This window comes from Klebsiella sp. SWET4 (assembly GCF_024296565.1).
Classification (GTDB): domain Bacteria; phylum Pseudomonadota; class Gammaproteobacteria; order Enterobacterales; family Enterobacteriaceae; genus Klebsiella; species Klebsiella variicola.
Genome location: NZ_JANCOB010000006.1, coordinates 198800 through 224215 on the forward strand (window position 1 = coordinate 198800; position 25416 = coordinate 224215).

Here is a 25416-nt window from a genome sequence, read left to right on the forward strand (position 1 = left end):
TCTCCTTATGATGAGGCGAGTTGTTCGAAGGGGCTTTTCCACCCCAGCAGACGGGAAATATCTTTCGCGCAGGCAATCGCCTTACCGGCCAGATAATCGCGATTGTCTTCATTGATTTGCAGACGGGTGCCCACCACCGAGATGGCGGCGGTCAGGTCGTTATTGGCGTTAAACACCGGCGCGGCGACACAGCGCACATCCGGATAGTCCTCGCCATTATCAAAGCTCCAGCCTCGGGCGCGGATCCGCCCCAGCTCTTCCCGCAGCTGTTGAGCATCGGTGATGGTCGTTGGCGTGGCCCGCTCCCACTGCAGGTCGTCGATAATCGACGCCTGAACGCTGGCGGGCTGCCAGGCCAGCAAACATTTGCCGATCCCGGAGCGATAAAGCGACAGGCTCTTGCCTTCGTGCGAACGCACGCTAATGGTGGCGGGAGACTCAATTTTAAGAATGTAGTAGGCGTTACCCTGATCGATGATGCCCAGATGACAAAGCAGACCGCACTCATCCATCAGTCGGGTGAGGCGCGGACGCGCCAGCTCGCGCAGATCCATTTTGCTCAGCGCCTGCCCGGCCAGCTCCACCAGCTTGGTCCACAGGCAGTAGTTATCCTGATTATCCATACTGATGAAGCGCTGTTTTTTTAGCTCGCCCAGCAGCAGATAAACCGTGCTTTTCGGGATCCCCAGTTCGGCAATGATGGTGGCTGCGCTGCAGGGGCCAATGCGGCTGATTAAATTGAGGATCTCAATCGCGCGGGTCAGCGCCGGGACTTTTGTTGATTCCAACATACTGGACTCCAATCCTTAATACTGGAATCAGTGTTGCGATTGTGCGGGCGGTAAAGTGTGAGCGGCATCGCGGGGCAATCGTTTTCCCGTATGCTGGACGATGTAGTGCAGAATATTGCGACCTAACGCACAGATTTTTTTCAGGAGAGTACAACAGGCTGGACAACCGGCGCCCGGGAGAAGCCCGCGCGCCGGGGGAAACGACTTACAGCGAGAGGGAATCCACCACGTTAATCCAGCCATGTTCGCTGGCCAGCGGTTGACCATTCAGCCAGCGACGCAGCATGTTTAATGCCATCATGGCGCAGACTTCCTGGCGTACCGCCAGGCTGTGGCGGGTGACGCTGAACTTCACGCGCAGCGCGAAGGTGCCGTCCGGGGTGGCCAGGGCCACGTTAAGATGATCGTTCTCCTGGCCGCTCACCGCCAGGGCCAGGCCGGCAAAATGGTTTATTCGCCGCTCGGCCGCCCAGCGAGCCGCCTGCGCCAGCGTCTCCTCCTGTGCCGGAACCACTTCGCTGGCCAGCAGCGGCGCGCCGGCGCGGGACAGCTGCAGCGCCAGCAGGCCGCCGGTAAACTGCTCGCTGAGCGTCAGGCTCAGCTGCCGCTCCTGCAGGCAGCGCGCAATCTGCGCCGGTAACCCTTCCGTGCCTTCGAAAATCAGACTGTCGCCAGCCACCTTGCGGACTTCCGGCCACAGGGCCAGCATGGCGTCGCGCTGGTCAGCCGGTCCGGTTAGCTTGAGTTCGATAATCGGCATCGACGAACGGTAACCCATCACCACGCCAGGCGGTAACGTCAGCGGATTGAGGCTTTGCGCCAGCTCGCTCTCCGAGCGGCCAAAGGTGGTCAAACGCAGGCATACCGGCGGTTCCGGCAGCGTAAAGCGCTGACGCAGACGCGGTAAAATCTCCTGCTCGACCATCACCTTAAATTCAGAAGGTACACCGGGGGTGAAAAACATCAGGCAGCGGTTGAGCTGAACGGCAAAGCCACAGGCCGTGCCGACCGGGTTATTGATCATCTCGGCGCTGGCGGGGATTTCCGCCTGCTTGCGGTTACTTTCCGCCATCGGCCGGCCGCGCTCGGCAAAGAAACGGGTCATGGTTTCCAGCCACTCCGGATGCAAAATAAGCCCTTCGCCTTTCGCGGTGGCGGCGGCCAGCGCGCTCAGATCGTCGCTGGTCGGCCCAAGGCCGCCGTTAACGATCAGCACATCCGCCTGTTCGCTGCGTTCGCGCAGAATCGCCACCAGCGCATCAAGATCGTCGCCAACGGTATGGCGGCGCGTTAACGGTAACCCCTGATTAAAAAAGAAATCCGCCAGCCATGCCGCATTGGTATCAACGATTTGACCATGCAACACTTCATCGCCAGTGGACAGCATTTCCACATTCAACATTGCTCACTCCTTGCCTGCCAGGTGGCAAATACTATAACGCAAAGCGGGATGCTGACGAGGAGGAAAATCTGGCGCGGCAAGAAGATACCGCGCCGGAGGAGATTAGAAGCTGGCGCTGGCGCCGATGTACGGGCCGTCGGCGATGGTGTTATCGCGGTTGCCATCTTTGCCCGCCAGGTTCAGATAGCGATAGCCTGCCTGGATGCTGAGCGGACGCATGATGGTCCAGCTGGCGCCGACATTAGCTTCCTGATAGCTGTCAATGCCGCTGGAGAGGGAATCCGGCGAGTAGTAGTAGTCGCCGTACAGGCGGAAGCTGTCGCCAATTTTCCACTGCAGGCCGCCGCCGACCGCTGCTGCATAACCTTCATCGCCCTGTTTCGGGTTGGTGTATACGCCTTTACCGCCCACGGTCGCGAGGAACGGCCCCAGCGGAATATTGAGCCCCAGGCCTAAACCCGCGGCGTCGCCGTCGTTATCGCTATGCAGCCAGTTACCGGAAACGGCCAGGCCGGTAGACTCCGTGCCAAACCCGACGCCAAGATTGGTGTAATGCTCGCCTGCTTCACCGGTAACGCTGATCGCATGGGCCGCGGAAGAAACCAGCATGACGCCAGCCAGCGCCATAAAAATGCTTTTTTTCATTATTTACTCTATCCAGAAAATTAAAATCAAAGAAGTCCCGAAAAAACCTGAAAATTCTACTGCGCACCCGTCAGGAATCAATGACCTGGCGAAATGAATTTTCACAAGAGTGTAACCAGTTGCGTTTTTTTATGGCATCGGGCGTTGTCGGAATAACGAACCGCCCGTTCAGCGCCATGAATATTCATGTTTATTATGATTAACGCTGACACATTGACGAAAACAGAGAACTGACGCCGCACGATCGGCGCGGCGCGGGTGGATAAGGGAATAATTAATGCTGCAGCCGGGCCAGACATTCCGGGGCGAGGCCGGTCAGTTTCGCCACCAGCGACAGGTCAAGCCCGTTAGCGAGCATCGCCCGGGCAATACGCTCCGCGGTCTGCTGCTCACCTTGCTCCAGACCTTGTTGCAGACCTTGCTTTAACCCTTGCTGATGGCCGCGTTGTTCCAGAAACTGGGCAATATTCATGAGCGTCTCCTTGTGCGACCGCCGGGGAACGCTTTGCGCAAGATGGCGCAAAAAAGCGACCGGATCGGCGGCATTTCCTGCCTGTAACAGATAATGCAGCAGCGTCTTTAGCTGCCTGCGGCTAGTGTATCCCAGTGCTAACAGGCTGACCAGCTGCTCGTGCAGGTCCATCATGTCGCGCTGGCGGATATGCTTCTGCAGCAGCTCCAGCATCGCCACGCGCCGGTGGCGCATGATTTCATCATCCGGGGTGGTGGTGATATCGATTAAGGGAAAATCATCACCATAGATCCGCCGCGCAACGTCCGGATCGGCAAAGCCTGCCAGCCAGCACATCGGGTACGGCCAGGGCGAAACGCGGCCATGATAAAACAGCAGGGGGATAACCAGCGGCAGCTGCGTATGCCCCTTATCCAGATGACGTTGCATCGCGGCGATGGCATAACGCATCAGGCGAAAGGCCATATGGCGGTCCGCCGAGCTTTGGTGCTCAATCAACAGATAGATATAGCCCTCCCCCGCCTGCGTTTGCAGCGAGTAAAGGATATCGGAATGACTCGCTCGTAGCTCATCGTCTATAAAGCTCCCTGATTCCAGTTGCAGCGTATTCAGATTGCATAACGCACGCAGCGGTCCGGGGAGATGAATGTCAAGGAAGTCCTTTGCCGTCGCCCGGTGCGACAACAGGTGTTTAAATACGGCGTCATGCGGGGAATGGGGCGCCCTGTCCATGGCGAAACTCCATGCGATTATTTTCACCTAACTTAACACTCAACAGGGCCAGGGCCGCATTTCGCTTGCGGTTTACCGAGGCGGCTCGCAAACTATTTCATCGGCATACCGCCCCCTGTGAAGGAGAAAAACCATGCGCCAAAGGACGATTGTTTGCCCGCTTATCCAGAATGAAGGTCAGTATCTGCTCTGCAAAATGGCCGCCGACCGCGGTGTTTTTCCCGGGCAATGGGCCTTATCCGGCGGCGGCGTGGAGCCAGGGGAGCGTATTGAAGAGGCGCTGCGGCGGGAAATACGCGAAGAGCTTGGCGAAAAACTCATCCTTACCCATATCGCGCCGTGGAGCTTTCGCGATGATACCCGCGTCAAAACTTACCCGGATGGTCGGCAGGAAACGATCTATATGATCTACCTGATCTTCGACTGCGTCAGCGCCAATCGCGACGTGACGATCAACGAGGAGTTTGACAATTACGCCTGGGTCAAAGCCGACGATCTCAAAAACTACGATCTCAATGCCGCCATCCGCGTGACTCTCAGCCAGAAAGGGCTACTTTAGTCCAGCATACCGCGTTCAACCCACCCGGCGTTATGCCGCGGGATATGGCGGGTGGCTACGATACGGTCGCATACGTCTGCTGTCTGGCCCATTCGCGCAGCGCCTGACGGGAAATCTTAATCCCACCGTTCTTTAACGTGTCCGGCAGCCGTAGCCAACGCACTGGCTGCTGGAAGCGCGCTAACCGCTCAGCGCTCCATGTCGCCAGCGCGCTCAACTCGCAGCCGTCATCGCATTCCACCACCGCGACCGGGCGTTGACCATATTCGACATCATCCAGCGGTACAATAAACACCTGTTGTACCGCTGGATATGCGAGTATCACGCGCTCGACCTCTTCCGGTTGAATACCTTCGCCGCCGCTAAAAAAAAGATTATCCAGTCGCCCAACCACCGTCAGCCGACCATTGTGTAATTCCCCGCGATCGCGTGTCGCAAACCAGCCTTCATCATTGGTTAATGGCAATAACTGACCGTCGCGCCAGTAACCCGCCGCCATACTCGACGCCCGCAGCCAGATCTCGCCGGCGACAATTTTCACCTCCCGCCCCGGCAGCGGTTCGCCCACATCCGCCGCGCCGTCGGCCGCTTTGGCACAGACCGTGGAAGCGAACTCGGTGAGGCCGTAGCCGCAGAAACTGCGTATTCCCTGCGCGAGTGCACGCTCAGTCAATTCGACCGGGATCGCTGCGCCGCCGAGCAGCACCGCCTTGAGGGAATGCGCAGCATCATCATTCAGCAGGCGCCACAGCTGAGTCGGCACCAGCGAAGCATGGGTACAGCCCTGCAGCATCTGCGCCAGCGGTTGCTTGTCGCGCACCGTCATTCGCGCGCCGGCCAGCAGCCAGCGCCAGATGATCCCCTGCCCGGAGACATGAAACAACGGCAGCGACAGTAGCCAGTCGTCTTCTGCGGCAAACGGCATCAGCGCCAGCACGCCAGCGGCGCTGGCCAGATGGGCGCTGGCGCTATGTACCGCCGCTTTCGGCAGGCCGGTTGAGCCGGAGGTTAACGTCATCGACACCAGCCGTTCGCCATGCCAGCAAACGGCATGGACGCCTTCGGCCGCCTGCAGAGTTAACGCCGGTAAATCCCCCGGCAGCGCAGCACCATTCAGCACCAGCTGATGCTGGACGGTTAACGCAGGCAGCAGTTCCTGCAGCAACACCTCTGGCAGCTGCGGATTCAGCGGCAACACCCGCGCCCCGCACTGCAGCAATGCCAGCCAGGCGAGTAGCGTCTCCGGCTGGTTGTAGGCCCGGAGCGCCACGCCCTGACCTTCCATAACGCCCTGCGCGGCAAAGCCGGCCGCCAGCGCGTCAACCCGCGCGCATAGCTCACGCCAGGTCAGCAGCCGATCGTTCAGGCGTAACGCCTGCGCCTCACCGCGTAACTGGCGCCAGTGGCGCCATGGCCAGTCGGAAAACATCACAGCAGCGGCTCCAGCGCATCAATGTTGATCATCGGCAGCGTACTTTCCGGCCACGGCCGTACCAGTTGGGCGCTCATCAGCGCCAGCGTATCGAGTCCGGGGATGGTCTGCGGCGTCAGCCAGGCGGCAACCCGCGCCAGCTGGGTTAACCCGAGGCTGGACTCGATTGACGAGCTAATCACCGCGCTCAGCCCCAGGGCGTGTGCCGCGGCGACCTGTTGCTGAACCTTTTGCACACTGCCGGTCAGCGTCGGTTTGATCACCACCGCGCGCACGCCGGGCTCCGTGACAAAGCGGAAATCCGCCTCGCGCAGGCTTTCATCCCAGGCGATAGCGATCCCCGTCTCGCGGCTAAAGGCCCGCGAGTCCTCCCGCGTTTTGCAGGGTTCCTCAAGAAACGCAATGCGCTGGCGATATGCGGGATTGACGTATTTGGCGAACTGCTGCGCTTTAAGCGGCGTCCACGCCCGGTTGGCATCCAGCCGCAGCTGGAGATCGGGGATGGCTTCCAGTAGCAGATTAACCACCATGCCGTCGCGTACCGCCTCCCACAGCCCCACTTTCACCTTAGCGACTTTCTCGCCGGGCATCGCCGCCAGTTTGGCGAACAGCTCATCCGGATCGCCGGAACAGAGCGGCGCCGCGCGATAATCCGCGGCCTGCGGTAGTTCGCCGTAAAGCTCCGCCTGCGCGCAGCTAATACCAAAAGCGACAGAAGGCAGTGTGGGAAGCGGCGGTTCCGCGCCGTCGCGCCAGGCCTGCGCCCACGCCAGCAGCGCCGTTTGCGCCTCTTCCAGCGTCTCGTCACTGAATCCCGGCAGGGGAGAAATTTCCCCCCAGCCCTCCCGTTCATCCTCCTGCAGGCGGATGAACAGCCCGTCGCGGGTTTTTAACCGCCGTTCGCGCAGAACCACGCCCGCGTCCATCGGGATCTGCCAGCGGTAAACCTGCGAAACGCGCATTATGGATTCCGTTTAAATTTGCTGAAGTCCGGCTGACGTTTCTGGTTGAAGGCGTTGCGGCCTTCCTGCCCTTCTTCCGTCATGTAGAACAGCATGGTGGCGTTACCCGCCAGCTCCTGCAGACCGGCCTGGCCATCGCAGTCGGCGTTCAGCGCCGCTTTCAGGCAACGCAGCGCCATTGGGCTGTTTTGCAGCATTTCACGGCACCAGCGCACGGTCTCTTTTTCCAGCTCCGCCAGCGGAACTACGGTATTCACCAGCCCCATGTCCAGCGCCTGCTGGGCGTCATACTGACGGCACAGGAACCAGATTTCGCGCGCTTTTTTCTGCCCGATGATACGCGCCATATAGGAGGCGCCCCAGCCGCCATCAAACGAACCGACTTTAGGCCCGGTCTGGCCGAAGATGGCATTGTCCGCCGCGATGGTCAGATCGCACATCATATGCAGCACGTGGCCGCCGCCGATAGAGTAGCCGGCTACCATCGCCACCACCGGTTTCGGGCAGGTGCGGATCTGGCGCTGGAAGTCGAGCACGTTAAGGTGGTGAACGCCGGAGTCGTCCTGATAGCCGCCGTAGTCGCCGCGAACTTTCTGGTCGCCGCCGGCGCAGAAGGCTTTCTCACCTTCACCGGTCAGGACAATCACCCCGATATTGTCGTCATAGCGGGCATCCGCCAGCGCCTGAATCATCTCTTTGACGGTCAGCGGGCGGAAGGCGTTGCGTACCTGTGGGCGGTTGATGGTGATTTTGGCAATCCCGTCGGCCGATTTGTGATAGCGAATATCGGTATAGCCTTCGGAACAATCGTGCCATTCCACAGGGGCATAGAGCATTGCTTCATCAAGAGAGATCATAGAATGTCCTTCAGTTAACTTGCCAGAATCTGCGCCAGACAAGCAATCACCGCGGCGGGGTTGTCCCGGTGCGCGTTGTGTCCGGCATGGTGAATGATATGGGTATCGGCAGCGAGCGCTTGCGCGATGGCGCGAAACTTCGCGTCGCGTTCGCCACACAGGTAGTGAAAAGGAAAATCGCGAGCCTGCAGAGGCGCGCGCAGATCGGCCTGCCCGGCAAGGGAGGTTGCCTGCAGCATCGCCGCCAGCGTGGCGCCGTTATTGCGGCTACGTAAGGCAACCAATGACGCGCGCTGCACCGCATTCAGTGAGGCAAAAACCGGTTGCTGATACCAGTCGGCGAAGACCTGCGCTAACGGTTCGCGGCGAAAACGTTCTGCCCAGGCGCGGTCATTGCTGCGTCGCGCCAGCCGCGCTTCTGCATCCTGCAGGCCAGGATGGCCGCCTTCAACGATCAGGCCGCGCAGGCCCGCACGCGGCTGACAGGCGAAGTTCATCGCCACCCGGCCGCCCAGTGAGTAGCCAATCAGCCAGTAGTTAAGGATGTTGTAACTATTAAGCGTAGCCAGCAGCAGAGTATTGACCCCGGCAAAGTCCTGCACCGCGATATCCGCGGAGCCGCCGTGGCCCGGCAGATCGAGATACAGCCGCGGCCACGCGGGAAAGGCGTCGCCCACCCCCCGCCACTCGTCGCGGTCGCCGGAAAACCCGTGCAGAAACACCAGCCAGGGATAACCTGACTGACCATTGTCGACCGCCGCGCTGAGTATCACAGGCGGCTTACCTGCGCCAGCAGTTGCTGGAGAGTCTGCGTGCCGTCAGTCTCGTTGACCGCCAGCTCAATCACCGTCGCCCCCGCCCTGCGCCAGGCGCCCGCCAGCGCCTCATCCAGCGACTGCCAGTCATCAGGACGATGATAGGCCAGGCCGAACATCGCCGCCGCGTGGCTGAAATCCACGTCCTGCGGCATTAAATAGAACTGACGGCGCTCGTCATGCGGCGTCGGCAGCATGGAGAAAATCTGTCCGCCGTTGTTATTCACCACGATCAGCACCAGCGGCGCCGACGCCTGGCGCAGCAGGGCCAGCGAGTTGAGATCGTATAAGGCCGACAGATCGCCGACGATCGCCAGCGTCGGCCGCGCACTGGCGCGCTGCACGCCGGCGGCGGTGGCGATTAAACCATCAATCCCGCTGGCGCCGCGGTTGCTGTAAACCGGATACCCGGCCGGTAGCTGCGCCAGGGCGTCGATCAGGCGCACCACCAGACTGTTACCGACAAACAGTTGCCCCTGCTCCGGCAGATAGCGCCGAATACGCTGCGCCAGCTGCGCTTCGCCAAAAGGCTCATTGCTGGCAACCGCCGCCTGCCACGCCTGCCCGGCAAGCTGTGGGATCACCGTCGCCCACGGCTGACGTTTTTCCGCCGGATGCAGCTCAAGCCAGCGCTCAACGCTGGCGAGCAGACGGCGGCCGCGGTGCTGCGCCGGGTCGAGGCGGCCTGGCAGATTATCCACCAGCCAGTATTCATCCGGCTCACAGGTCGCCTGCCACTGGAGGACGCGTTTGCCGGTCAGGCTGCTGCCGAGCTGCACCACGATCTGCGCCTGCGCCAGTTCGCTGACCGCTTTACCGTTGCCCAGCCACAGGTCGGCGCACGGCAGCGGCTGCCCGGTCTGCGACAGGACATCGCCGATCAGCGGCCAGCCGAGAGTTTGCGCCCACTCAGCCACTTTTTTCCCTTCCGCGGCGCTCATTCTCCCCGCCACGACGACGCCGCGTTTTTGCCGCCAGAAGAACCAGTCGCGCTGCTTCTCGCTCTCTAACTGCAGCGCCTGACGCAGCCAGGGTTTATCGCTCTGCCACCAGTTGCCGAGCTGCTGCTGCCACTCCACGCCGGTCTCATCCATATCGCCATACAGCGGTTCGGCGAACGGACAGTTGATATGCACCCCGCCGGCGTGCAGCGCCCCCAGCGCCTGGTCGATGGTTGAGACCAGCCAGCGGGCAGGAATATCCTGCGAGGGACGCGGCAGAGAAATCGTCTGCGACGGATGGGAGGCAAACATTCCGGGCTGGCGGATCGCCTGGTTCGCGCCGCAGTCGATCAGCTCCGGTGGACGGTCGGCGGTCAACAGGATCAGCTTTTCGCCGGTGAGGCCCGCCTCAATCAGCGCCGGATAGAGGTTTGCGGTGGCGGTCCCGGAGGTGACTATCACCGCCACCGGCTGCCGGCTGGCCTTCGCCAGGCCGAGCGCCAGGTGGCCGAGGCCGCGTTCGTCGAAATGGGTATGATGGATAAAGGCGCGGTTTTCCGCCGCCGCCAGGGTTAAGGGTGTCGAGCGCGAACCCGGCGCGATGCAGATATGCTGCACGCCATGGCGCGTTAAAGCTTCCAGGATCACCGCCGCCCAGCGTCGGTTAAATGCGCTTACTGACATGAAATTGTCCGGTATCAAATATTGATGCTAAGTATAGATAAGGCAAAGTGACGACGTTTTGATATGCATCGTCATTCCCGCCTTATGGACACAGCAGCGAGCGCAGCCCGGCCGCTTTGTTGTCAATCTCCTGCCACTCCTGCTGCGCATCGGAGCCGCTGACGATCCCCGCTCCGGCATACAACCGCAGGGTGTCGTGGTCCACTTTCGCCGAACGCAGCGCCACGCAAAACTCGCTTTGCGCCAGCGACAGATAGCCGGCGGACCCGGCATACCATTCGCGGGCAAAGGGTTCATGGCGCTGAATGAATGCCAGCGCCGCCCGACGCGGCAGGCCGGCCACTGCGGCGGTGGGCTGCAGCTGCAGCAGACAGCGGCTGTCGTCAGGCGCCGCCAGCTCGGTCCAGATGCAGCGCCTGAGATGCTGCACCTTACGCAGTCTCACCACCTGCGGCGGCAGGACGTCCAGCGTCGAGGCCTCACTCTGCAGGCGCTGGCAGATATCCTCTACCACCAGCATATTTTCCCGCTGGTTTTTGTCATCTTTCATCAACCAGTCGGCCAGTTGCTGCGCCTTCGCGTCTTCCTGATGGTTCGCGACGGTCCCTGCCAGCGCTTCGGTGCGCAGCAGCGCGCCGCGCCGGCGCCACAGCCGTTCCGGCGTGGAGCCGAAAAATGCCTGCCGGGCATTAAACGCCATCAGGAAATGAAAACAGTTAAGATTGCTGCGGCGGCTGGCCGCCATGATGCTCACGGCGTCCAGCGGCGCGGCAAACTGCAGGTCGGTTGCCCGCGCCAGTACCACTTTATCCATTTCACCGGCGCTAATCGCCTTAGTCGCCCGCGCAATCATTGCCTGCCATTGAGAATAGTCAGATGAATGGCGCTCGCTCAGTAGCGGCGGGATAGCGCCAGGGGTCGCCTGAGTGGTGGTCAGACTGGCGAGAAACACGCGGGCCGTCGCGGCATCCTCACGCAGGGAGATATCACTATGCAGCACCAGCCGCAGCACGGCCCTGCCGCCGCACCGGCGCCACTCCAGACGCGGCAGCACCAGTCTGCCCTGCTGCGGTTCAAACGCGTTCAGGCCGCAGATGCGCAGATTCTGCCGCCCGGTCTGGCGTAAAAAGCGGTTGGCCGCGTCGAGCGAGGGAAAGGTTTTTACCGCCCCCAGCGTCGCCAGTTCCTCATCGCCATTGCGCTGCTGCCAGTAAAACTGCGGCCATTGCGCCTGCTGGCCGCACCATAGTAGCGGATCGAAGGCATCATTCAGCGGAAAGGCAATATCGATAATTCGCGTGCCGGGCGAGTCTGGAAAAGACTCACCCAGGCCGTCTTGCAAACGGGCCAGCGCAGTGGAAACAGACAGCACGCAAACCTCCACGGTAGTAAAACCCCACATTATAAGGGGTTCGACGGCGGAATAGCAGTACCCATGACGAGGGAGCGGGTTTTATCTTACCCGCTCGCCGGGCCAAAGCAGCGTGTGGACGAGGGTGCAGAGGGGTCAGATAGCGCGCTTTTCTCGCGCCATGCCAATGTGGGGGATGCCATCCTCATCATAGACCTCGGTCACCGGCGTAAAACCGAAGTGGGCGTAAAAGGATTGCAGGTGCGCCTGCGCCCCGAGGTAAATTGCCTTTTGCGGCCAGTACTGCTGACAACTGGCCAGCGCCTGCTCCATCAGCTGATAGCCGAGCTTCTCACCGCGGGCGGCGGGGCTAACGATAACCCGGCCAATCACCACCGGCGCAAACTCCTCTTCGCTTTTGAGGATCCGCGCGTAGGCCAGCAGTTCGCCATCGCGCCAGCCGAGCAGATGGCGATTTTCACCGACCAAATCATCGCCGTCGACATCCTGATAGGCGCACTGCTGCTCCACGACAAAAACTTCACTGCGCAATTTCAGCAGCGCATACAGCTGGGGAACGGTGAGTTCACTATGGTGGAGATCCTGCCAGGTCATCATCTGTAGCTCCTTATTGATATACTGATACTTTGCGACTCGCCCTGAGGACACTGGACGATGGAATTAACTTTTTTAGGAACATCCGCCGGGGTGCCGACCCGTACGCGTAATATGACGTCGATAATACTCAATTTGCAACAGCCGACCCGCGCCGAAATGTGGTTGTTTGACTGCGGTGAAGGGACCCAGCATCAGTTTCTTCGCACGCCCTATCACCCCGGCAAACTGAATAAAATTTTCATCACTCACCTGCACGGCGACCACCTGTTCGGCCTGCCCGGCCTGTTGTGCAGCCGCTCGATGCAGGGGAACTCTCTGCCCCTCACCCTCTACGGGCCAAAAGGGCTCAAAGAGTTTGTTGAGACCGCGCTGCGTCTGAGCGGTTCGTGGACCGACTATCCGCTCACCATCATCGAAGTCGGCCCTGGTCTGGTGTTCGACGAAGAGGGCTATCGGGTCACTGCGTACCCGCTCAGCCATCCGGTGGAGTGCTACGGGTATCGCATTGAGCAGCATGACAAGCCCGGCACCCTCGACGCCGCCCAACTGATTGCCGATGGCGTGCGTCCGGGGCCGCTGTTTCATCAACTCAAGCTCGGCCAGCGCGTTGAGCTGGAAGATGGCCGGGTCATCGACGGCAGCCGCTATCTGGGGCCAGCGACGCCGGGTAAAACGCTGGCCATCTTTGGCGATACCGCCCCCTGCCCGCAGGCGCTGGAGATGGCTCGCGGGGCGGATGTGATGGTCCACGAAACCACCCTTGAGCAGGCGATGGCGGAGAAAGCCAATAGCCGCGGCCACTCCTCAAGCCAGCAGACCGCGGCGCTTGCCAAAGAAGCGGGGGTCGGCACGCTAATCGCTACCCACTTTAGCTCGCGCTACGATGCCGAAGGCTGTCTGAAGATGCTGGCGGAATGCCGGGAGATTTTCGCCAATACGCTATTGGCGGAAGACTTTATGGTCTACAAGATGGCGTAAAATCCGGGCATAAAAAAACCGCCATCCCGGCGGTTTTTTTATTTATAGCGCAGATTACATCAGCGGCGTCGCCAGCTGCACGATGCTAATCAGCGGCTGCGGCCAGATACCAAGCACCAGCACCAGCAGGGCGGAGATCAGCACCACGATACCGCCAGCGCTGTACTGCCAGTTCGACGGCGCATCGCGGTTCAGTTGCTCGGGTGCGCTCAGGTACAGGCTGACTGCCACTCGCAGATAGTAGTAGAGACCAATCGCTGAGCCGACAACCACTGCGGCAACCAGCCACCACAGGTGCGCATGCACACCGACGGCCAGCACGTAGAACTTACCGATAAAGCCGAGGGTCATCGGAATACCGGCCAGCGACAGCATCATCACCGTCATGACCGCTGACAGGATCGGACGGTGCCAGAACAGGCCGCGGTAGGAGAACAGCGAGTCCGCATCCGGACCGCGGTACGGGCTGGACATCAGGCTGACCACGCCGAACGCACCAAGGCTGCTGAACAGATAACCGGCCAGGTAGACGCCAACGGCTTCCATCGACATTTCGCCGCTCTGCAGGGCGATTAACGCCACCAGCAGATAGCCGAGGTGGGAGATGGAAGAGTAGCCGAGCAGACGCTTAATGTTGGTTTGGCTCAGCGCCATCAGGTTACCGAAGATGATAGAGGCGAAGGCGATCAGGCCCAGCACCACGCGTACCGCTTCACTGTTGCCCACCGGCATGTACAGGAACAGACGCATCACCACGCCGAAGATGGCGATCTTGCTGGCGGTCGCCAGGAAGGTGGAGACCGGCGCAGGCGCGCCCTGGTAAACGTCCGGCGTCCACAGATGGAACGGCACCAGCGACAGTTTAAAGCCAAGACCGACGATCATCAGACCGAGGCCCGCCAGCAGCAGCGGCTCGTGCAGCGTATTGTCCGCCAGGCTTTTACCCAGCGCGAGGAAGGACAGGTTGCCGGAGTTCGCATACACCAGCGCCATACCGAACAGCAGGAAAGACGAGGCTGCAGCGGAGAGGATAGTGTATTTGATGCTCGCTTCCAGCGAACGCTTCTGGCGGAAGGCGTAGCCGACCAGGCCGAACAGCGGTAGCGAAATCAGTTCGATACCGAGGAACAGCGCCGCCAGATGATTCGCACCGGCCAGCAGAATGCCGCCCAGCGCGGCGATCAGCACCAGCAGGTAGAACTCTTCTTTGTTGTCCTTGTAACCCTCAAGCCACGGGTAGGCGAAAGTACAGGTCGCGAGGCTCGCCAGCAACACCAGCCCGGTGTAGAGCATGGCGTAGCCGTCAACGCGGATCATCGGCGTGACGTCCATCGCCCCGTTCTGACCAACAAACCAGAGCGAGACCAGCGCGGCGTTAAGTCCGAGAACCGACAGCGTGGCATTGAGAAAATGATTGCGTCGCCACGCAATGGAGAGCATCACAACCACCACCGTCAAGCCGACGATCAGCAGCGGTAGCAGTGCGATCAGTTGTTGTGGAGTTATTGTCATGGCGAATTACGGCCTTGTAGTAGAAACAGAATTAACAAACCACTGCTGAATGTTGCTCATCGCAGCATGCGAGGTGTCGAGGATCGGCTGCGGGAAGAAGCCCAACAGCACCAGCAGCACCACCAGCAGCAGGATGATAGACAGTTCACGCAGGGACATCCCCGGCAGCGCTTTCGCCGCGATTTCGCTTTTCGCTTTACCGAAGTAGGCGCGATGCAGCATCGACAGCGAATAAACGGAAGCGAATACCAGACCAAAGGTCGAGATAACGGTGATCACCGGCACCACTTTATAGCTGCCAAACAGGATCATAAATTCGCCGACAAAGTTACCGGTGCCCGGCATCCCCAGGGTGGCGACAGCGAAGAACATCGACATCGCCGGCAGCCATTTAATTTTGCTCCACAAACCGCCCATCTGACGCATATCGCGGGTGTGCAGACGTTCGTACAGCTGGCCGCACAGAATAAACAGACCCGCCGCGGACAGACCGTGGGCGATCATCTGGATCACCGCCCCCTGATAAGCCAGTTGGCTGCCGGTGTAGATAGCAATCAGCACGAAGCCCATGTGGGAAACGGAGGTATAAGCGATCAGACGTTTGATATCGGTCTGGGCGAAGGCCATCCACGCGCCGTAGAAGATACCGATCACGCCCAGCCACATGGCGATGGGCGCAAACTCGGCGGAGGCGTTCGGGAACAGCGGCAGCGCAAAGCGCAGCAGACCGTAGGCCGCGGTTTTCAGCAAGATGCCCGCGAGGTCGACGGAACCGGCAGTTGGCGCCTGGGAGTGGGCGTCCGGCAGCCAGCCGTGCAGCGGTACCACCGGCATTTTCACCGCGAAGGCGATGAAGAAGCCCAGCATCAGCAGGTATTCCACGCCGTGGGACATCGGCGTTTTCAGCAGATCTTCATAGTTGAAGGTCCACACGCCGGTCGCGTTGAAGTGGACGAAGGCCAGCGCCAGAATGGCGATCAGCATCACCAGACCGCTCGCCTGGGTATAAATGAAGAACTTGGTGGCCGCCGTGATACGCGTTTTACCGTCAGAGGCTTTGTGGCCCCACAGCGCGATCAGGAAGTACATCGGCACCAACATCATTTCCCAGAAGAAGAAGAACAGGAACATGTCGATGGCGAGGAACACGCCGATGACGCCGCCCAGGATCCACATCAGGTTGAGGTGGAAGAAGCCCTGGTATTTTTCGATTTCACGCCACGAACAGAGTACCGCCAGCACGCCGAGGAGACCGGTCAGCACCACCATCAGCAGCGACAGGCCGTCGATCGCCAGATGGATGCAAATGCCGAAGCGTGGGATCCACGGCAGCACGAATTCCGACTGCCATTGCGGAATACCCGCGGATTGCGTCAGAGAATAGCCGCCCTGCATCCACAGCTGCAGGCCAAGCGCCAGCGTCAGTCCCATGGTAATCAGCGCGATCCAGCGCGGCACTTTCACGCCAAAGCGTTCGGTCTGCCAGCACAGGAAGCCGCCGATAAAGGGGATTAATATCAACCAAGGCAATAACATGGTGATTTTTATTCCTTATTTAAGTCCGGTTCAGGCTATCTTACTCGTCATAGCGAACGTCGGCTGTGCTCACAATCCTCACGCATTTTAATACGCTCCGGTTGCTCCGCGCAGGCGGTGTCCACTCTGACTTCGCCGATAACGCCTGTCCTTTACGACCTGATTTTCAACGAATTCTCACAGAAAATTCACTTCGGATTGAGGCTTGTTTTGTCGGGTGATGCTAACGCTTGCCCGACCTACGGTCCCGTAGGCCCGGCAAGCACCGCGCCGCCGGGCGAAACAATCCCAATCCTCAAACTCAACGCAATACCATCAGCAGCGCCAGCACCACCACCGCGCCGATGCTCATTGATGCCACATACCAGCGCAGATAACCGTTCTCGCTCACCAGCAGACCTTTGCCTGCGAAGCGGGACAGAATCGCCGGGATATTCATCAACGCATTCAGCGGATCGCTCTTCAGCAGCCAGGCAATCCCGAGGAAAGGTTTCACGAACACCTTGTCGTATAACCAGTCGAAGCCCCAGGCATGGAACCACCAGGTACCGAAGAAGCGGCCAGGCGCGCTGTTGGCGATGGAGGTCACCAGGGTACGTTTACCCAGCCACAACCATGCGGCGATCAGGATGCCGGCAATCGCGATAATCCCGGAGGTAATTTCCAGCGTCATCACGCTGCCGTGCGCAAGCTCAGTGGTCTGCGGCAGTACGCCCTCCAGCGGCGGCACAATCAGCGCGCCAACAAAGGTGGACAGCACCAGCAGAACGATCAGCGGCAGATGATGGGTAATCCCCTTCCCTGCGTGCGCGTGAATTTGCTCTTTACCGTGGAACACGATGAAAATCATACGGAAGGTGTACAGCGAGGTCATAAAGGCGCCGACCAGGCCCGCCACCATCAGATTGATATGGCCGTTGGCCATCGCGCCCGCCAGAATCTCATCCTTACTGAAGAAGCCTGCGGTGATAAGCGGCAGAGCGGACAGCGCCGCGCCCCCCACCAGGAAGCAGACATACACCAGCGGAATAGATTTGCGCAGGCCGCCCATCTTGAAGATGTTCTGTTCGTGATGGCAGGCCAGAATGACCGAGCCAGACGACAGGAACAGCAGCGCTTTAAAGAACGCGTGGGTCATCAGGTGGAAAATCGCCGCATCCCATGCCTGTACGCCCAGCGCGAGGAACATGTAGCCAATCTGACTCATGGTCGAGTAAGCCAGCACACGTTTGATGTCGGTCTGCACCAGCGCGGCGAAGCCCGCCAGCACCAGCGTTACCGCACCAACGATACCCACCAGATGCAGCACTTCCGGCGTCATCAGGAACAGGCCGTGGGTACGGGCAATCAGGTACACGCCCGCGGTCACCATGGTGGCCGCGTGGATCAGCGCGGAGACCGGCGTCGGGCCAGCCATCGCATCGGCAAGCCACGTTTGCAGCGGCAGCTGAGCGGATTTACCTACCGCGCCGCCGAGCAGCATCAGCGTCGCCCACTGCAGCGTGGTGCTGCCGTTAGCGAAGTGCTGCGGCGCCAGCTCAACCATTTCACGGAAGTTCAGGGTACCCAGTTCGTTATAAAGAATGAACAGCGCGAAGGCGAGGAACACGTCGCCGACGCGGGTGACCACGAAGGCTTTCATCGCTGCGGCATTGTTCTTCGGATCGGTATAGTAGAAGCCGATCAGCAGGTAAGAACAGAGACCCACGCCTTCCCAACCCAGGTACATCAACAGCAGGTTATCGGCCAGCACCAGAACGACCATGCTGGCGATAAACAGGTTGGTGTAAGCGAAGAAGCGAGAGTAGCCCTCTTCGCCGCGCATGTACCAGGAGGCGAACATGTGGATCAGGAAGCCGACGCCGGTCACCACAGAGAGCATGGTCAGCGACAGGCCATCCAGCACCAGGTTGAAGCCGATGTTGAAATCACCGACCGACATCCAGTTCCACAGCGGTACGCTGACCGCCTGTTTGCCGTTAGCGAAAAAATCGACGCCAACGTACGCGGTGACCAGCGCCGCCAGGCCTACCGACCCCATGCCAACGGTAGCGGAAAGGTTTTCCGACCAGCGCCCGCGGGAAAAGGCCAGCAGCACAAAGCCAATCAATGGCAAAAGAATGGTTAAGGCAAGCATGTTCATCCACGCAACTCACTTACTGAATCGATGTTCAGGTTCTGGCGGCGACGATGGAGCTGCAGCAGCAGCGCCAGGCCGATACTCGCTTCCGCAGCCGCGAGGCTGATGGCGAGGATATACATTATCTGACCATCTGCCTGGCCCCAGTAGCTACCCGCCACCACAAAGGCCAGCGCGGCGGCGTTAATCATGATTTCCAGGCTAATCAACATAAACAGCAGATTGCGGCGGATCACCAGCCCCGTCAGACCAAGCACAAACAGGATGGCCGCGAGGATCAGTCCATGTGTTAAGGGGATCATGCGTGTTCCTCCGTTTTTCTTTTGTCGCTGTCGTTCACGCGGTTGCTCAGCACCTCGCCGGCACGCTCTTCGCGGCCGATGTGGAAGGCGACCACCAGGCCCGCCAGCAGCAGCATGGAGGCCAGCTCCACCGCCAGGACGTACGGCCCAAACAGCGCAATACCCACTTCTTTGGCGTTGATCGCCGCGCCGTCGATACCCTGGTCGTTAATACCCAGGATGGCGTAAACGATAACCACCAGCAGCACTGCGGAAAGGATGGCCGGGCCAATCCAGATCCCCGGCTGCAGCCATTTGCGCTCCTGTTCGATCTCGCTGCCGCCCAGGTTGAGCATCATCACCACAAAGACGAACAGCACCATAATGGCCCCGGCGTAGACGATGATTTCCAGCGCACCAGCAAAGTAAGCGCCCAGCGAAAAGAACACCCCGGCAATCGCCAGCAGCGAAATAATCAGGTACAGCAGCGCATGTACCGGATTGGTGTGGGTGACGACCCGCAAGGTTGCGAGGATGGCTATCAGGCCACAGATATAAAAAGCGAATTCCATTGCCCTCTCCTTACGGTAACAGGCTCTTGACGTCGATTGGCTTAGCTTCGTTTTCCGCTTCACCTTTATCTTTGCCGTCGATTGCCATACCCGCCATCCGGTAGAAGTTATATTCCGGGTATTTGCCCGGACCGGAAATCAGCAGATCCTCTTTTTCGTACACCAGATCCTGACGCTTGTATTCACCCAGTTCGAAGTCCGGGGTCAACTGGATCGCCGTGGTCGGGCACGCTTCTTCGCACAGGCCGCAGAAAATGCAGCGTGAGAAGTTGATGCGGAAGAACTCCGGATACCAGCGGCCATCTTTGGTCTCTGCTTTCTGCAGCGAGATACAGCCCACCGGGCAGGCTACCGCACACAGGTTACAGGCAACGCAGCGCTCTGCACCGTCCGGATCGCGGGTCAGCACGATGCGGCCGCGGTAGCGCGGCGGCAGATAGACCGGCTCTTCCGGATACATCCGGGTTTCACGTTTGGCGAAGGCATGCAGGCCAATCATCCAGATACTACGGACCTGGGTGCCGAACCCCACCAATAATTCTTTTAAGGTCATGTTCAATTCACCCCTTATTGCGCCTGCCAGAGAATGACAGCCGCCGTTACCAACAAGTTGACCAGCGTTAACGGCAGGCATACCTTCCAGCCAAAGGACATTACCTGGTCATAGCGCGGACGCGGTAATGATGCGCGGATCAAAATGAACATCATCATGAAGAACGCGGTTTTCAGCGCGAACCAGATGAAAGGTGGTAACCACGGGCCATTCCAGCCGCCGAAGAACAGCGTGACGATCAGCGCTGAAACGGTGACGATACCGATGTATTCACCGACGAAGAACAGACCGAATTTCATGCCGGAATATTCAATGTGGTAACCATCGGCCAGTTCCTGCTCCGCTTCCGGCTGGTCGAACGGGTGACGGTGACACACCGCCACGCCGGCGATGGCGAAAGTGACGAAGCCGAAGAACTGCGGAATGACGTTCCACAGATGCGCCTGGTTGTTGACGATATCGGTCATATTGAATGACCCCGCCTGCGCCACCACGCCCATCAGGGAGAGACCGAGAAACACTTCGTAGCTCAGGGTCTGCGCGGAAGCACGCATCGCCCCCAGCAGCGAGTATTTGTTGTTGCTCGACCAGCCGGCGAACAGCACCGCATAGACCGCCAGGCCTGCCATCATCAGGAAGAACAGGATGCCGATGTTCAGGTCAGCCACCACCCACGTCGGGCTGACCGGCACGATAGCAAAGGCCAGCAGCAGCGAGGTAAAGGCGATAACCGGCGCCAGAGTAAAGATCACGCGATCGGAGAAGCGCGGGATCCAGTCCTCTTTGAAGAACATCTTGATCATGTCAGCGACCAGCTGCAGCGAACCGCCCCAGCCGACGCGGTTAGGTCCGTAGCGGTTCTGGAACAAGCCGAGCAGACGACGCTCGCCGAAGCTCATGAACGCGCCGCAGGTGACGACCACCAGCAGAATGACCACGGCCTTCAGGATGCTTAACAGAATGTCGATAAGATCCGGCGTTAACCAGCTCATGCTTTCGCCTCCTGCAGTGAATCAATACGCGATCCGGTCAGCACCGGCGCAATGCCCGGCATGCCCATCGGTAAGCCAACCTGTCCTGCGGTCAGGCCTTCAGAGATAACCAGCGGCAGACGCAGGGTCTGGCCTTCCACGCTAAAGGAGAGCATTGCCCCCGCGTTAACGCCCAGCTTCGCGGCATCCGCCGGATTCAGCTTGATGTACGGCTCAGGCATCCGGCTCTCGAACACCGGCGCGCGCTGTGACAGCTCATCGCTACCAAACAGGTGGTAATACGGCGCGATACGCCATTTGCCCTCTTCCGCCTGGAAGCTGGCCGGCACCGCGGTGAAATACTCCAGCCCGTTGGCGGACGCTTCAAACAGTCGAACACCCGGATCGCCGTGGCGCAGTTTCCCGCCCACTTCATCCTGGAACTTGTTCCATGCCTGCGGGGAGTTCCAGCCCGGCGCCCAGGCGAACGGGATCTGCGAACGCGGGGCGGACGGCTGGTTGTTCCCTTCCATGGAGAAGGCGAACATGGTGTCTTTATCCTGCGGCTGACGCGGCTCGTGCACGCTGATGTTGGCGCGCATCGCCGTGCGGCCGCTGTAGCGGTGTGGTTCACGCGCCAGCTTCTGACCGCGGATGCGGAAGGTCGCATCCGGCGCGGCATCTTTAATGCCCGCCAGCTGCGGCAGCGCGGCAATCGCCGCATCGATGACGTGGTCCAGCTGCGTCCAGTCAACCTGACGGTTGTTGACGGTGCTGTGCAGCGAATGCAGCCAGCGCCAGCTCTCCAGCATCACGGTTTTCGCATCGTAGTAAGCCGGATCGTAAACCTGGAAGAAACGCTGGGCGCGGCCTTCGTTGTTCACCACAGTCCCGTCGCTTTCCGCAAAGCTTGCGGCAGAGAGCACCAGGTGCGCTTTGTCCATAATCGCGGTGCGCTGATGGTCAACCACCATCACCAGCGGGGCTTTCGCCAGCGCAGCGTCAACGCGCGCGGCGGAAGCATGACGGTGAAGGTCGTTTTCCAGCACGATAACCGCGTCGGCGGCGCCGCTTTCCAGTTCGTCCAGCGCCTCTTCAAGCGAGCCGCCGCCGATCATGCCCAGACCGACGCTGTTCACCGCGCGGGCGACCATGGTCACGCCGACGTCGGCGCCGCGGCCTTTCAGGGCTTTTGCGACGTTAGCGGCGGCCTGGATGATCTCCATGCTGCCAGCGTTAGTACCGGAGATAATCAGCGGTTTTTTCGCCCCGGCCAGCGCCTGGACAATCACGTCAACCTTACCCTTCAGGTCCTGGCTCAGGCCATCAACCGCCGGCGCGCTGTCATCCAGCGCATGGGCGATAGCGAAGCCCAGACGCGCCTGATCTTCCACCGGCGCGCGGTAGGTCCACGCGGCAATGTCATCCAGGCGGGTGTCATCGATGTTGGTGACGAATAACGGGTGCTTGGCGCGCTGCCCGATGTTGAGGATCGCGGCGATCTGCCAGTCGGCTACTTTCTGCGCCGCTGCCATTTCGCGTGCTTTCCCTTTCACCGCCTGGCGGACTGCCAGGGCCACGCGCGCGCCGGTCTGGGTAATGTCTTCGCCCAGCACCAGTACCGCATCGTAGGATTCGATATCGCGCAGGCTTGGGGTATGGACCCCACCTTCACGCAGCACTTTCAGCATCATCTGCAGGCGCGCTTGTTCGCCTTTGGCGATGCCGGTATAGAAGTTGTCGGCGCCCACCAGCTCACGCAGCGCAAAGTTGCTTTCGATGCTGGCGCGCGGGGAGCCAATACCGATCACTTTCTTCGACTGGCGCAGGATATCTGCCGCGCCCTGCATCGCCTGCTCGGCGTTGAGAGTGATCAGATCGTCGCCGCGGCGCTGCACCGGCTGACGCGGACGGTCTTTCAGGTTGACATAGCCATAGCCGAAGCGACCGCGGTCGCAGAGGAAGTAGCGGTTAACGGTCCCGTTATAGCGGTTTTCGATACGACGCAGCTCGCCATAGCGTTCGCCCGGGCTGATGTTGCAGCCGATGGAACACTGCTGGCAGATGCTCGGCGCAAACTGCATGTCCCACTTACGGTTGTAACGCTCGGAGTGCGTTTTGTCGGTGAAGACGCCGGTCGGGCAGACTTCCACCAGGTTGCCGGAGAACTCGCTTTCCAGGGTGCCATCTTCCGGGCGACCGAAGTAGACGTTGTCGTGCGCGCCATAGACGCCCAGGTCGGTGCCGTCGGCATAATCTTTGTAGTAGCGCACGCAGCGGTAACAGGCGATGCAGCGGTTCATTTCGTGCGAAATAAACGTCCCCAGATCCTGATTGCGGTGGGTACGCTTGGTGAAACGATAGCGGCGGAAACTATGGCCGGTCATCACCGTCATATCCTGCAGGTGGCAGTTGCCCCCTTCTTCACAGACCGGGCAGTCGTGCGGGTGGTTAGTCATCAACCACTCCACCACGCTTTCGCGGAACTGCTTCGCTTCGCCGTCGTCAATAGAAATAAAGGTGCCGTCGGATGCCGGAGTCATACAGGACATCACCAGGCGACCACGCGTGTCTTCCGCGTTCTGATATTGCTTCACCGCACACTGGCGGCAAGCACCGACGCTCCCTAGCGCCGGGTGCCAGCAAAAGTAGGGAATATCAAGACCAAGAGAGAGACAAGCCTCTAGCAGGTTGTCCGCCCCGTTGACCTCGTATTCTTTGCCGTCTACATGAATCGTAGCCATTTGCGTGCTTCCAAAAATAAAAAACCTTTGATTACCAGCGCGTCTTAAGCAGGTTCGGCTGAATCCCGTTGATTGCATGGGTATTGCTGAACTGCTGCTTAATGCCAGCCTCGAATTCTTCGCGGAAATATTTAATCGCGCTCTGTAGCGGTTCGACTGCGCCCGGCGCGTGCGCGCAGAAGGTTTTACCCGGGCCCAGGAATCGACACAGTTGCTCAAGCGTTTCGATATCGCCAGGCTGGCCTTCGCCGCGCTCCAGGGCGCGCAGGATCTTCACGCTCCACGGCAGACCATCACGGCACGGCGTACACCAGCCGCAGGACTCGCGGGCAAAGAACTCTTCGAGGTTACGCACCAGCGAGACCATATTGATCTCATGGTCAACGGCCATCGCCAGCGAGGTGCCCAGACGGCTGCCCGCTTTACCAATGCTTTCGAACTCCATCGGCAGGTCAAGATGCGCTTCGGTCAGGAAGTCGGTCCCTGCCCCACCCGGCTGCCAGGCTTTAAACTTCAGGCCATCGCGCATGCCGCCGGCGTAATCTTCGAGGATCTCACGCGCGGTGGTGCCGAACGGCAGCTCCCAGACGCCCGGATTCTTCACCCGGCCGGAGAAGCCCATCAGCTTGGTGCCAGCATCTTTGCTGGTGGAAATGTTCTGGTACCACTCGACGCCGTTGGCGAGGATCGCCGGCACGTTGCACAGGGTTTCCACGTTGTTGACGCAGGTCGGCTTGCCCCACACGCCGGAGCTCGCCGGGAACGGCGGCTTGGAGCGCGGGTTAGCACGGCGACCTTCCAGGGAGTTGATCAGCGCCGTCTCTTCACCGCAGATATAGCGCCCTGCCCCGGTGTGCACGAACAGTTCGAAGTCAAACCCGGTGCCAAGGATGTTTTTCCCCAACAGGCCCGCTTCGGTGGCTTCGGCAATCGCGCGACGCAGATGCTGTGCCGCTTCGATATATTCGCCGCGCAGGAAGATGTAGCCGCGGTACGCTTTCAGCGCAAACGCGGAGATCAGCATGCCTTCCACCAGCAGGTGCGGCAGTTGCTCCATCAGCAGACGGTCTTTATAGGTGCCCGGCTCCATTTCATCGGCGTTACACAGCAGGTAACGGATGTTCATGGATTCGTCTTTTGGCATCAGGCTCCACTTCAGACCCGTGGAGAAGCCCGCGCCGCCGCGCCCTTTCAGGCCAGCGTCTTTTACCGCATTAACGATTTCATCCGGCGCCATCCCGGTCAGGGCTTTACGTGCCCCTTCGTAACCGTTTTTGCTGCGATATTCGTCCAGCCATACCGGCTGCTTGTCGTCGCGCAGACGCCAGGTGAGCGGATGCGTTTCCGCAGTACGAATTACGGTTTTCATTTGTACTGCTCCAGCAGGTCAGGAATTGCCTCCGGCGTCAGATGACTGTGAGTATCCTCATCAATCATCATGGTCGGTCCCTTGTCGCAGTTGCCCAGGCAACAGGTCGGCAGCAGCGTGAAGCGGCCATCGAAGGTGGTCTGCCCTGGCTTGATATTGAGCTTCTTCTCAATCGCAGCCTGAATACCTTGATAACCGGTGATATGGCACACCACGCTGTCGCAGTAGCGGATCACGTGACGGCCAACCGGCTGACGGAAAATCTGGCTGTAAAATGTTGCCACGCCTTCGACGTCGCTGGCCGGGATCCCCAGCACATCGGCGATCGCATAGATCGCGCCATCCGGCACCCAGCCGCGCTGTTTTTGGACAATTTTCAGCGCTTCGATGGACGCCGCACGCGGGTCTTCGTAGTGGTGCTTCTCGTGCTCAATAGCCTCACGCTCAGCCGCACTCAGCTCAAAAGCCTCGGTTTGTGGTTGTTGATTCTCGTGCATAA

23 protein-coding genes are annotated in these 25416 nt (G+C 59.9%); 2 read left to right on the plus strand and 21 right to left on the minus strand.

The window, feature by feature from the left end:
* Positions 1-5: 5 nt before the first annotated feature.
* The 4 genes from NKJ21_RS15760 to NKJ21_RS15775 all read right to left on the minus strand — a co-directional run bounded on the left by NKJ21_RS15760 (position 6) and on the right by NKJ21_RS15775 (position 4042).
* A complete protein-coding gene (locus NKJ21_RS15760) occupies positions 6-791 on the minus strand; it encodes an IclR family transcriptional regulator (protein ID WP_008803963.1) in 786 nt (261 codons plus the stop codon).
* A 205-nt stretch (positions 792-996) separates the two neighbouring features.
* On the minus strand, positions 997-2193 hold the full coding sequence (locus NKJ21_RS15765; protein WP_008803962.1) for a nicotinamide mononucleotide deamidase-related protein YfaY: 1197 nt from the start codon (positions 2191-2193) through the stop codon (positions 997-999).
* Between the two features lie 102 nt (positions 2194-2295).
* Positions 2296-2838: a YfaZ family outer membrane protein gene (locus NKJ21_RS15770; protein WP_004201712.1), complete on the minus strand. Its 543-nt coding sequence runs from the start codon at positions 2836-2838 to the stop codon at positions 2296-2298.
* Between the two features lie 274 nt (positions 2839-3112).
* Positions 3113-4042 carry an Rpn family recombination-promoting nuclease/putative transposase gene (locus NKJ21_RS15775; protein ID WP_032733383.1) on the minus strand — a complete coding sequence of 310 codons (930 nt, stop codon included), beginning with the start codon at positions 4040-4042 and terminating at the stop codon, positions 3113-3115.
* A 133-nt stretch (positions 4043-4175) separates the two neighbouring features.
* Here NKJ21_RS15775 and nudI point away from each other — a divergent pair, with 133 nt between their 5' ends.
* Positions 4176-4601: a nucleoside triphosphatase NudI gene (nudI, locus tag NKJ21_RS15780; protein ID WP_254732987.1), complete on the plus strand. Its 426-nt coding sequence runs from the start codon at positions 4176-4178 to the stop codon at positions 4599-4601.
* Positions 4602-4656: 55 nt separating this feature from the next.
* On the opposite strand, the gene menE is transcribed toward nudI, so the two are convergent.
* The 7 genes from menE to NKJ21_RS15815 form a co-directional block, all read right to left on the minus strand.
* Positions 4657-6033, minus strand: coding sequence for an o-succinylbenzoate--CoA ligase (gene menE / locus NKJ21_RS15785; protein ID WP_049157185.1), 1377 nt, complete (start codon positions 6031-6033; stop codon positions 4657-4659).
* A complete protein-coding gene (gene menC / locus NKJ21_RS15790; RefSeq protein ID WP_094955065.1) occupies positions 6030-6995 on the minus strand; it encodes an o-succinylbenzoate synthase in 966 nt (321 codons plus the stop codon). The genes menE and menC overlap by 4 nt, the downstream gene beginning before the upstream one ends.
* Positions 6995-7852, minus strand: a complete 858-nt coding sequence (menB, locus tag NKJ21_RS15795; protein WP_254732989.1) for a 1,4-dihydroxy-2-naphthoyl-CoA synthase — start codon at positions 7850-7852, stop codon at positions 6995-6997. Before menB ends, menC begins: the two co-directional genes overlap by 1 nt.
* 14 nt (positions 7853-7866) lie before the next feature.
* Positions 7867-8625 carry a 2-succinyl-6-hydroxy-2,4-cyclohexadiene-1-carboxylate synthase gene (gene menH, locus NKJ21_RS15800; RefSeq protein WP_094955064.1) on the minus strand — a complete coding sequence of 253 codons (759 nt, stop codon included), beginning with the start codon at positions 8623-8625 and terminating at the stop codon, positions 7867-7869.
* Positions 8622-10292, minus strand: a complete 1671-nt coding sequence (menD, locus tag NKJ21_RS15805; protein ID WP_032733388.1) for a 2-succinyl-5-enolpyruvyl-6-hydroxy-3-cyclohexene-1-carboxylic-acid synthase — start codon at positions 10290-10292, stop codon at positions 8622-8624. The genes menH and menD overlap by 4 nt, the downstream gene beginning before the upstream one ends.
* A gap of 82 nt (positions 10293-10374) precedes the next feature.
* Positions 10375-11664, minus strand: a complete 1290-nt coding sequence (gene menF, locus NKJ21_RS15810) for an isochorismate synthase MenF (RefSeq protein WP_023323053.1) — start codon at positions 11662-11664, stop codon at positions 10375-10377.
* A 135-nt stretch (positions 11665-11799) separates the two neighbouring features.
* Positions 11800-12261: a GNAT family N-acetyltransferase gene (locus NKJ21_RS15815; protein WP_032730853.1), complete on the minus strand. Its 462-nt coding sequence runs from the start codon at positions 12259-12261 to the stop codon at positions 11800-11802.
* 57 nt (positions 12262-12318) lie between these two features.
* Here NKJ21_RS15815 and rnz point away from each other — a divergent pair, with 57 nt between their 5' ends.
* Positions 12319-13239 carry a ribonuclease Z gene (gene rnz / locus NKJ21_RS15820; RefSeq protein WP_012967513.1) on the plus strand — a complete coding sequence of 307 codons (921 nt, stop codon included), beginning with the start codon at positions 12319-12321 and terminating at the stop codon, positions 13237-13239.
* Positions 13240-13293: 54 nt separating this feature from the next.
* On the opposite strand, the gene nuoN is transcribed toward rnz, so the two are convergent.
* The 10 genes from nuoN to nuoE form a co-directional block, all read right to left on the minus strand.
* Positions 13294-14751, minus strand: coding sequence for an NADH-quinone oxidoreductase subunit NuoN (nuoN, locus tag NKJ21_RS15825; RefSeq protein WP_008803951.1), 1458 nt, complete (start codon positions 14749-14751; stop codon positions 13294-13296).
* 6 nt (positions 14752-14757) lie between these two features.
* Positions 14758-16287 (minus strand): NADH-quinone oxidoreductase subunit M, encoded by a 1530-nt coding sequence (nuoM, locus tag NKJ21_RS15830; RefSeq protein WP_254732991.1) that lies wholly within the window; start codon positions 16285-16287, stop codon positions 14758-14760.
* 301 nt (positions 16288-16588) lie between these two features.
* Positions 16589-18430 carry an NADH-quinone oxidoreductase subunit L gene (gene nuoL, locus NKJ21_RS15835; protein WP_012540986.1) on the minus strand — a complete coding sequence of 614 codons (1842 nt, stop codon included), beginning with the start codon at positions 18428-18430 and terminating at the stop codon, positions 16589-16591.
* Positions 18427-18729, minus strand: a complete 303-nt coding sequence (nuoK, locus tag NKJ21_RS15840; protein ID WP_002913148.1) for an NADH-quinone oxidoreductase subunit NuoK — start codon at positions 18727-18729, stop codon at positions 18427-18429. Before nuoK ends, nuoL begins: the two co-directional genes overlap by 4 nt.
* On the minus strand, positions 18726-19280 hold the full coding sequence (gene nuoJ / locus NKJ21_RS15845) for an NADH-quinone oxidoreductase subunit J (RefSeq protein ID WP_004201743.1): 555 nt from the start codon (positions 19278-19280) through the stop codon (positions 18726-18728). The genes nuoK and nuoJ overlap by 4 nt, the downstream gene beginning before the upstream one ends.
* 10 nt (positions 19281-19290) lie before the next feature.
* Entirely contained in the window at positions 19291-19833 is a 543-nt protein-coding gene (nuoI, locus tag NKJ21_RS15850; RefSeq protein WP_008803948.1) for an NADH-quinone oxidoreductase subunit NuoI, read from the minus strand.
* A gap of 14 nt (positions 19834-19847) precedes the next feature.
* Positions 19848-20825, minus strand: coding sequence for an NADH-quinone oxidoreductase subunit NuoH (gene nuoH, locus NKJ21_RS15855; protein WP_002913156.1), 978 nt, complete (start codon positions 20823-20825; stop codon positions 19848-19850).
* Positions 20822-23548, minus strand: a complete 2727-nt coding sequence (gene nuoG, locus NKJ21_RS15860) for an NADH-quinone oxidoreductase subunit NuoG (RefSeq protein WP_254732993.1) — start codon at positions 23546-23548, stop codon at positions 20822-20824. Before nuoG ends, nuoH begins: the two co-directional genes overlap by 4 nt.
* Positions 23549-23579: 31 nt before the next feature.
* Positions 23580-24917 (minus strand): NADH-quinone oxidoreductase subunit NuoF, encoded by a 1338-nt coding sequence (gene nuoF / locus NKJ21_RS15865; RefSeq protein WP_061153791.1) that lies wholly within the window; start codon positions 24915-24917, stop codon positions 23580-23582.
* Positions 24914-25414 carry an NADH-quinone oxidoreductase subunit NuoE gene (gene nuoE / locus NKJ21_RS15870; RefSeq protein WP_002913160.1) on the minus strand — a complete coding sequence of 167 codons (501 nt, stop codon included), beginning with the start codon at positions 25412-25414 and terminating at the stop codon, positions 24914-24916. The genes nuoF and nuoE overlap by 4 nt, the downstream gene beginning before the upstream one ends.
* Positions 25415-25416 lie beyond the last annotated feature (2 nt).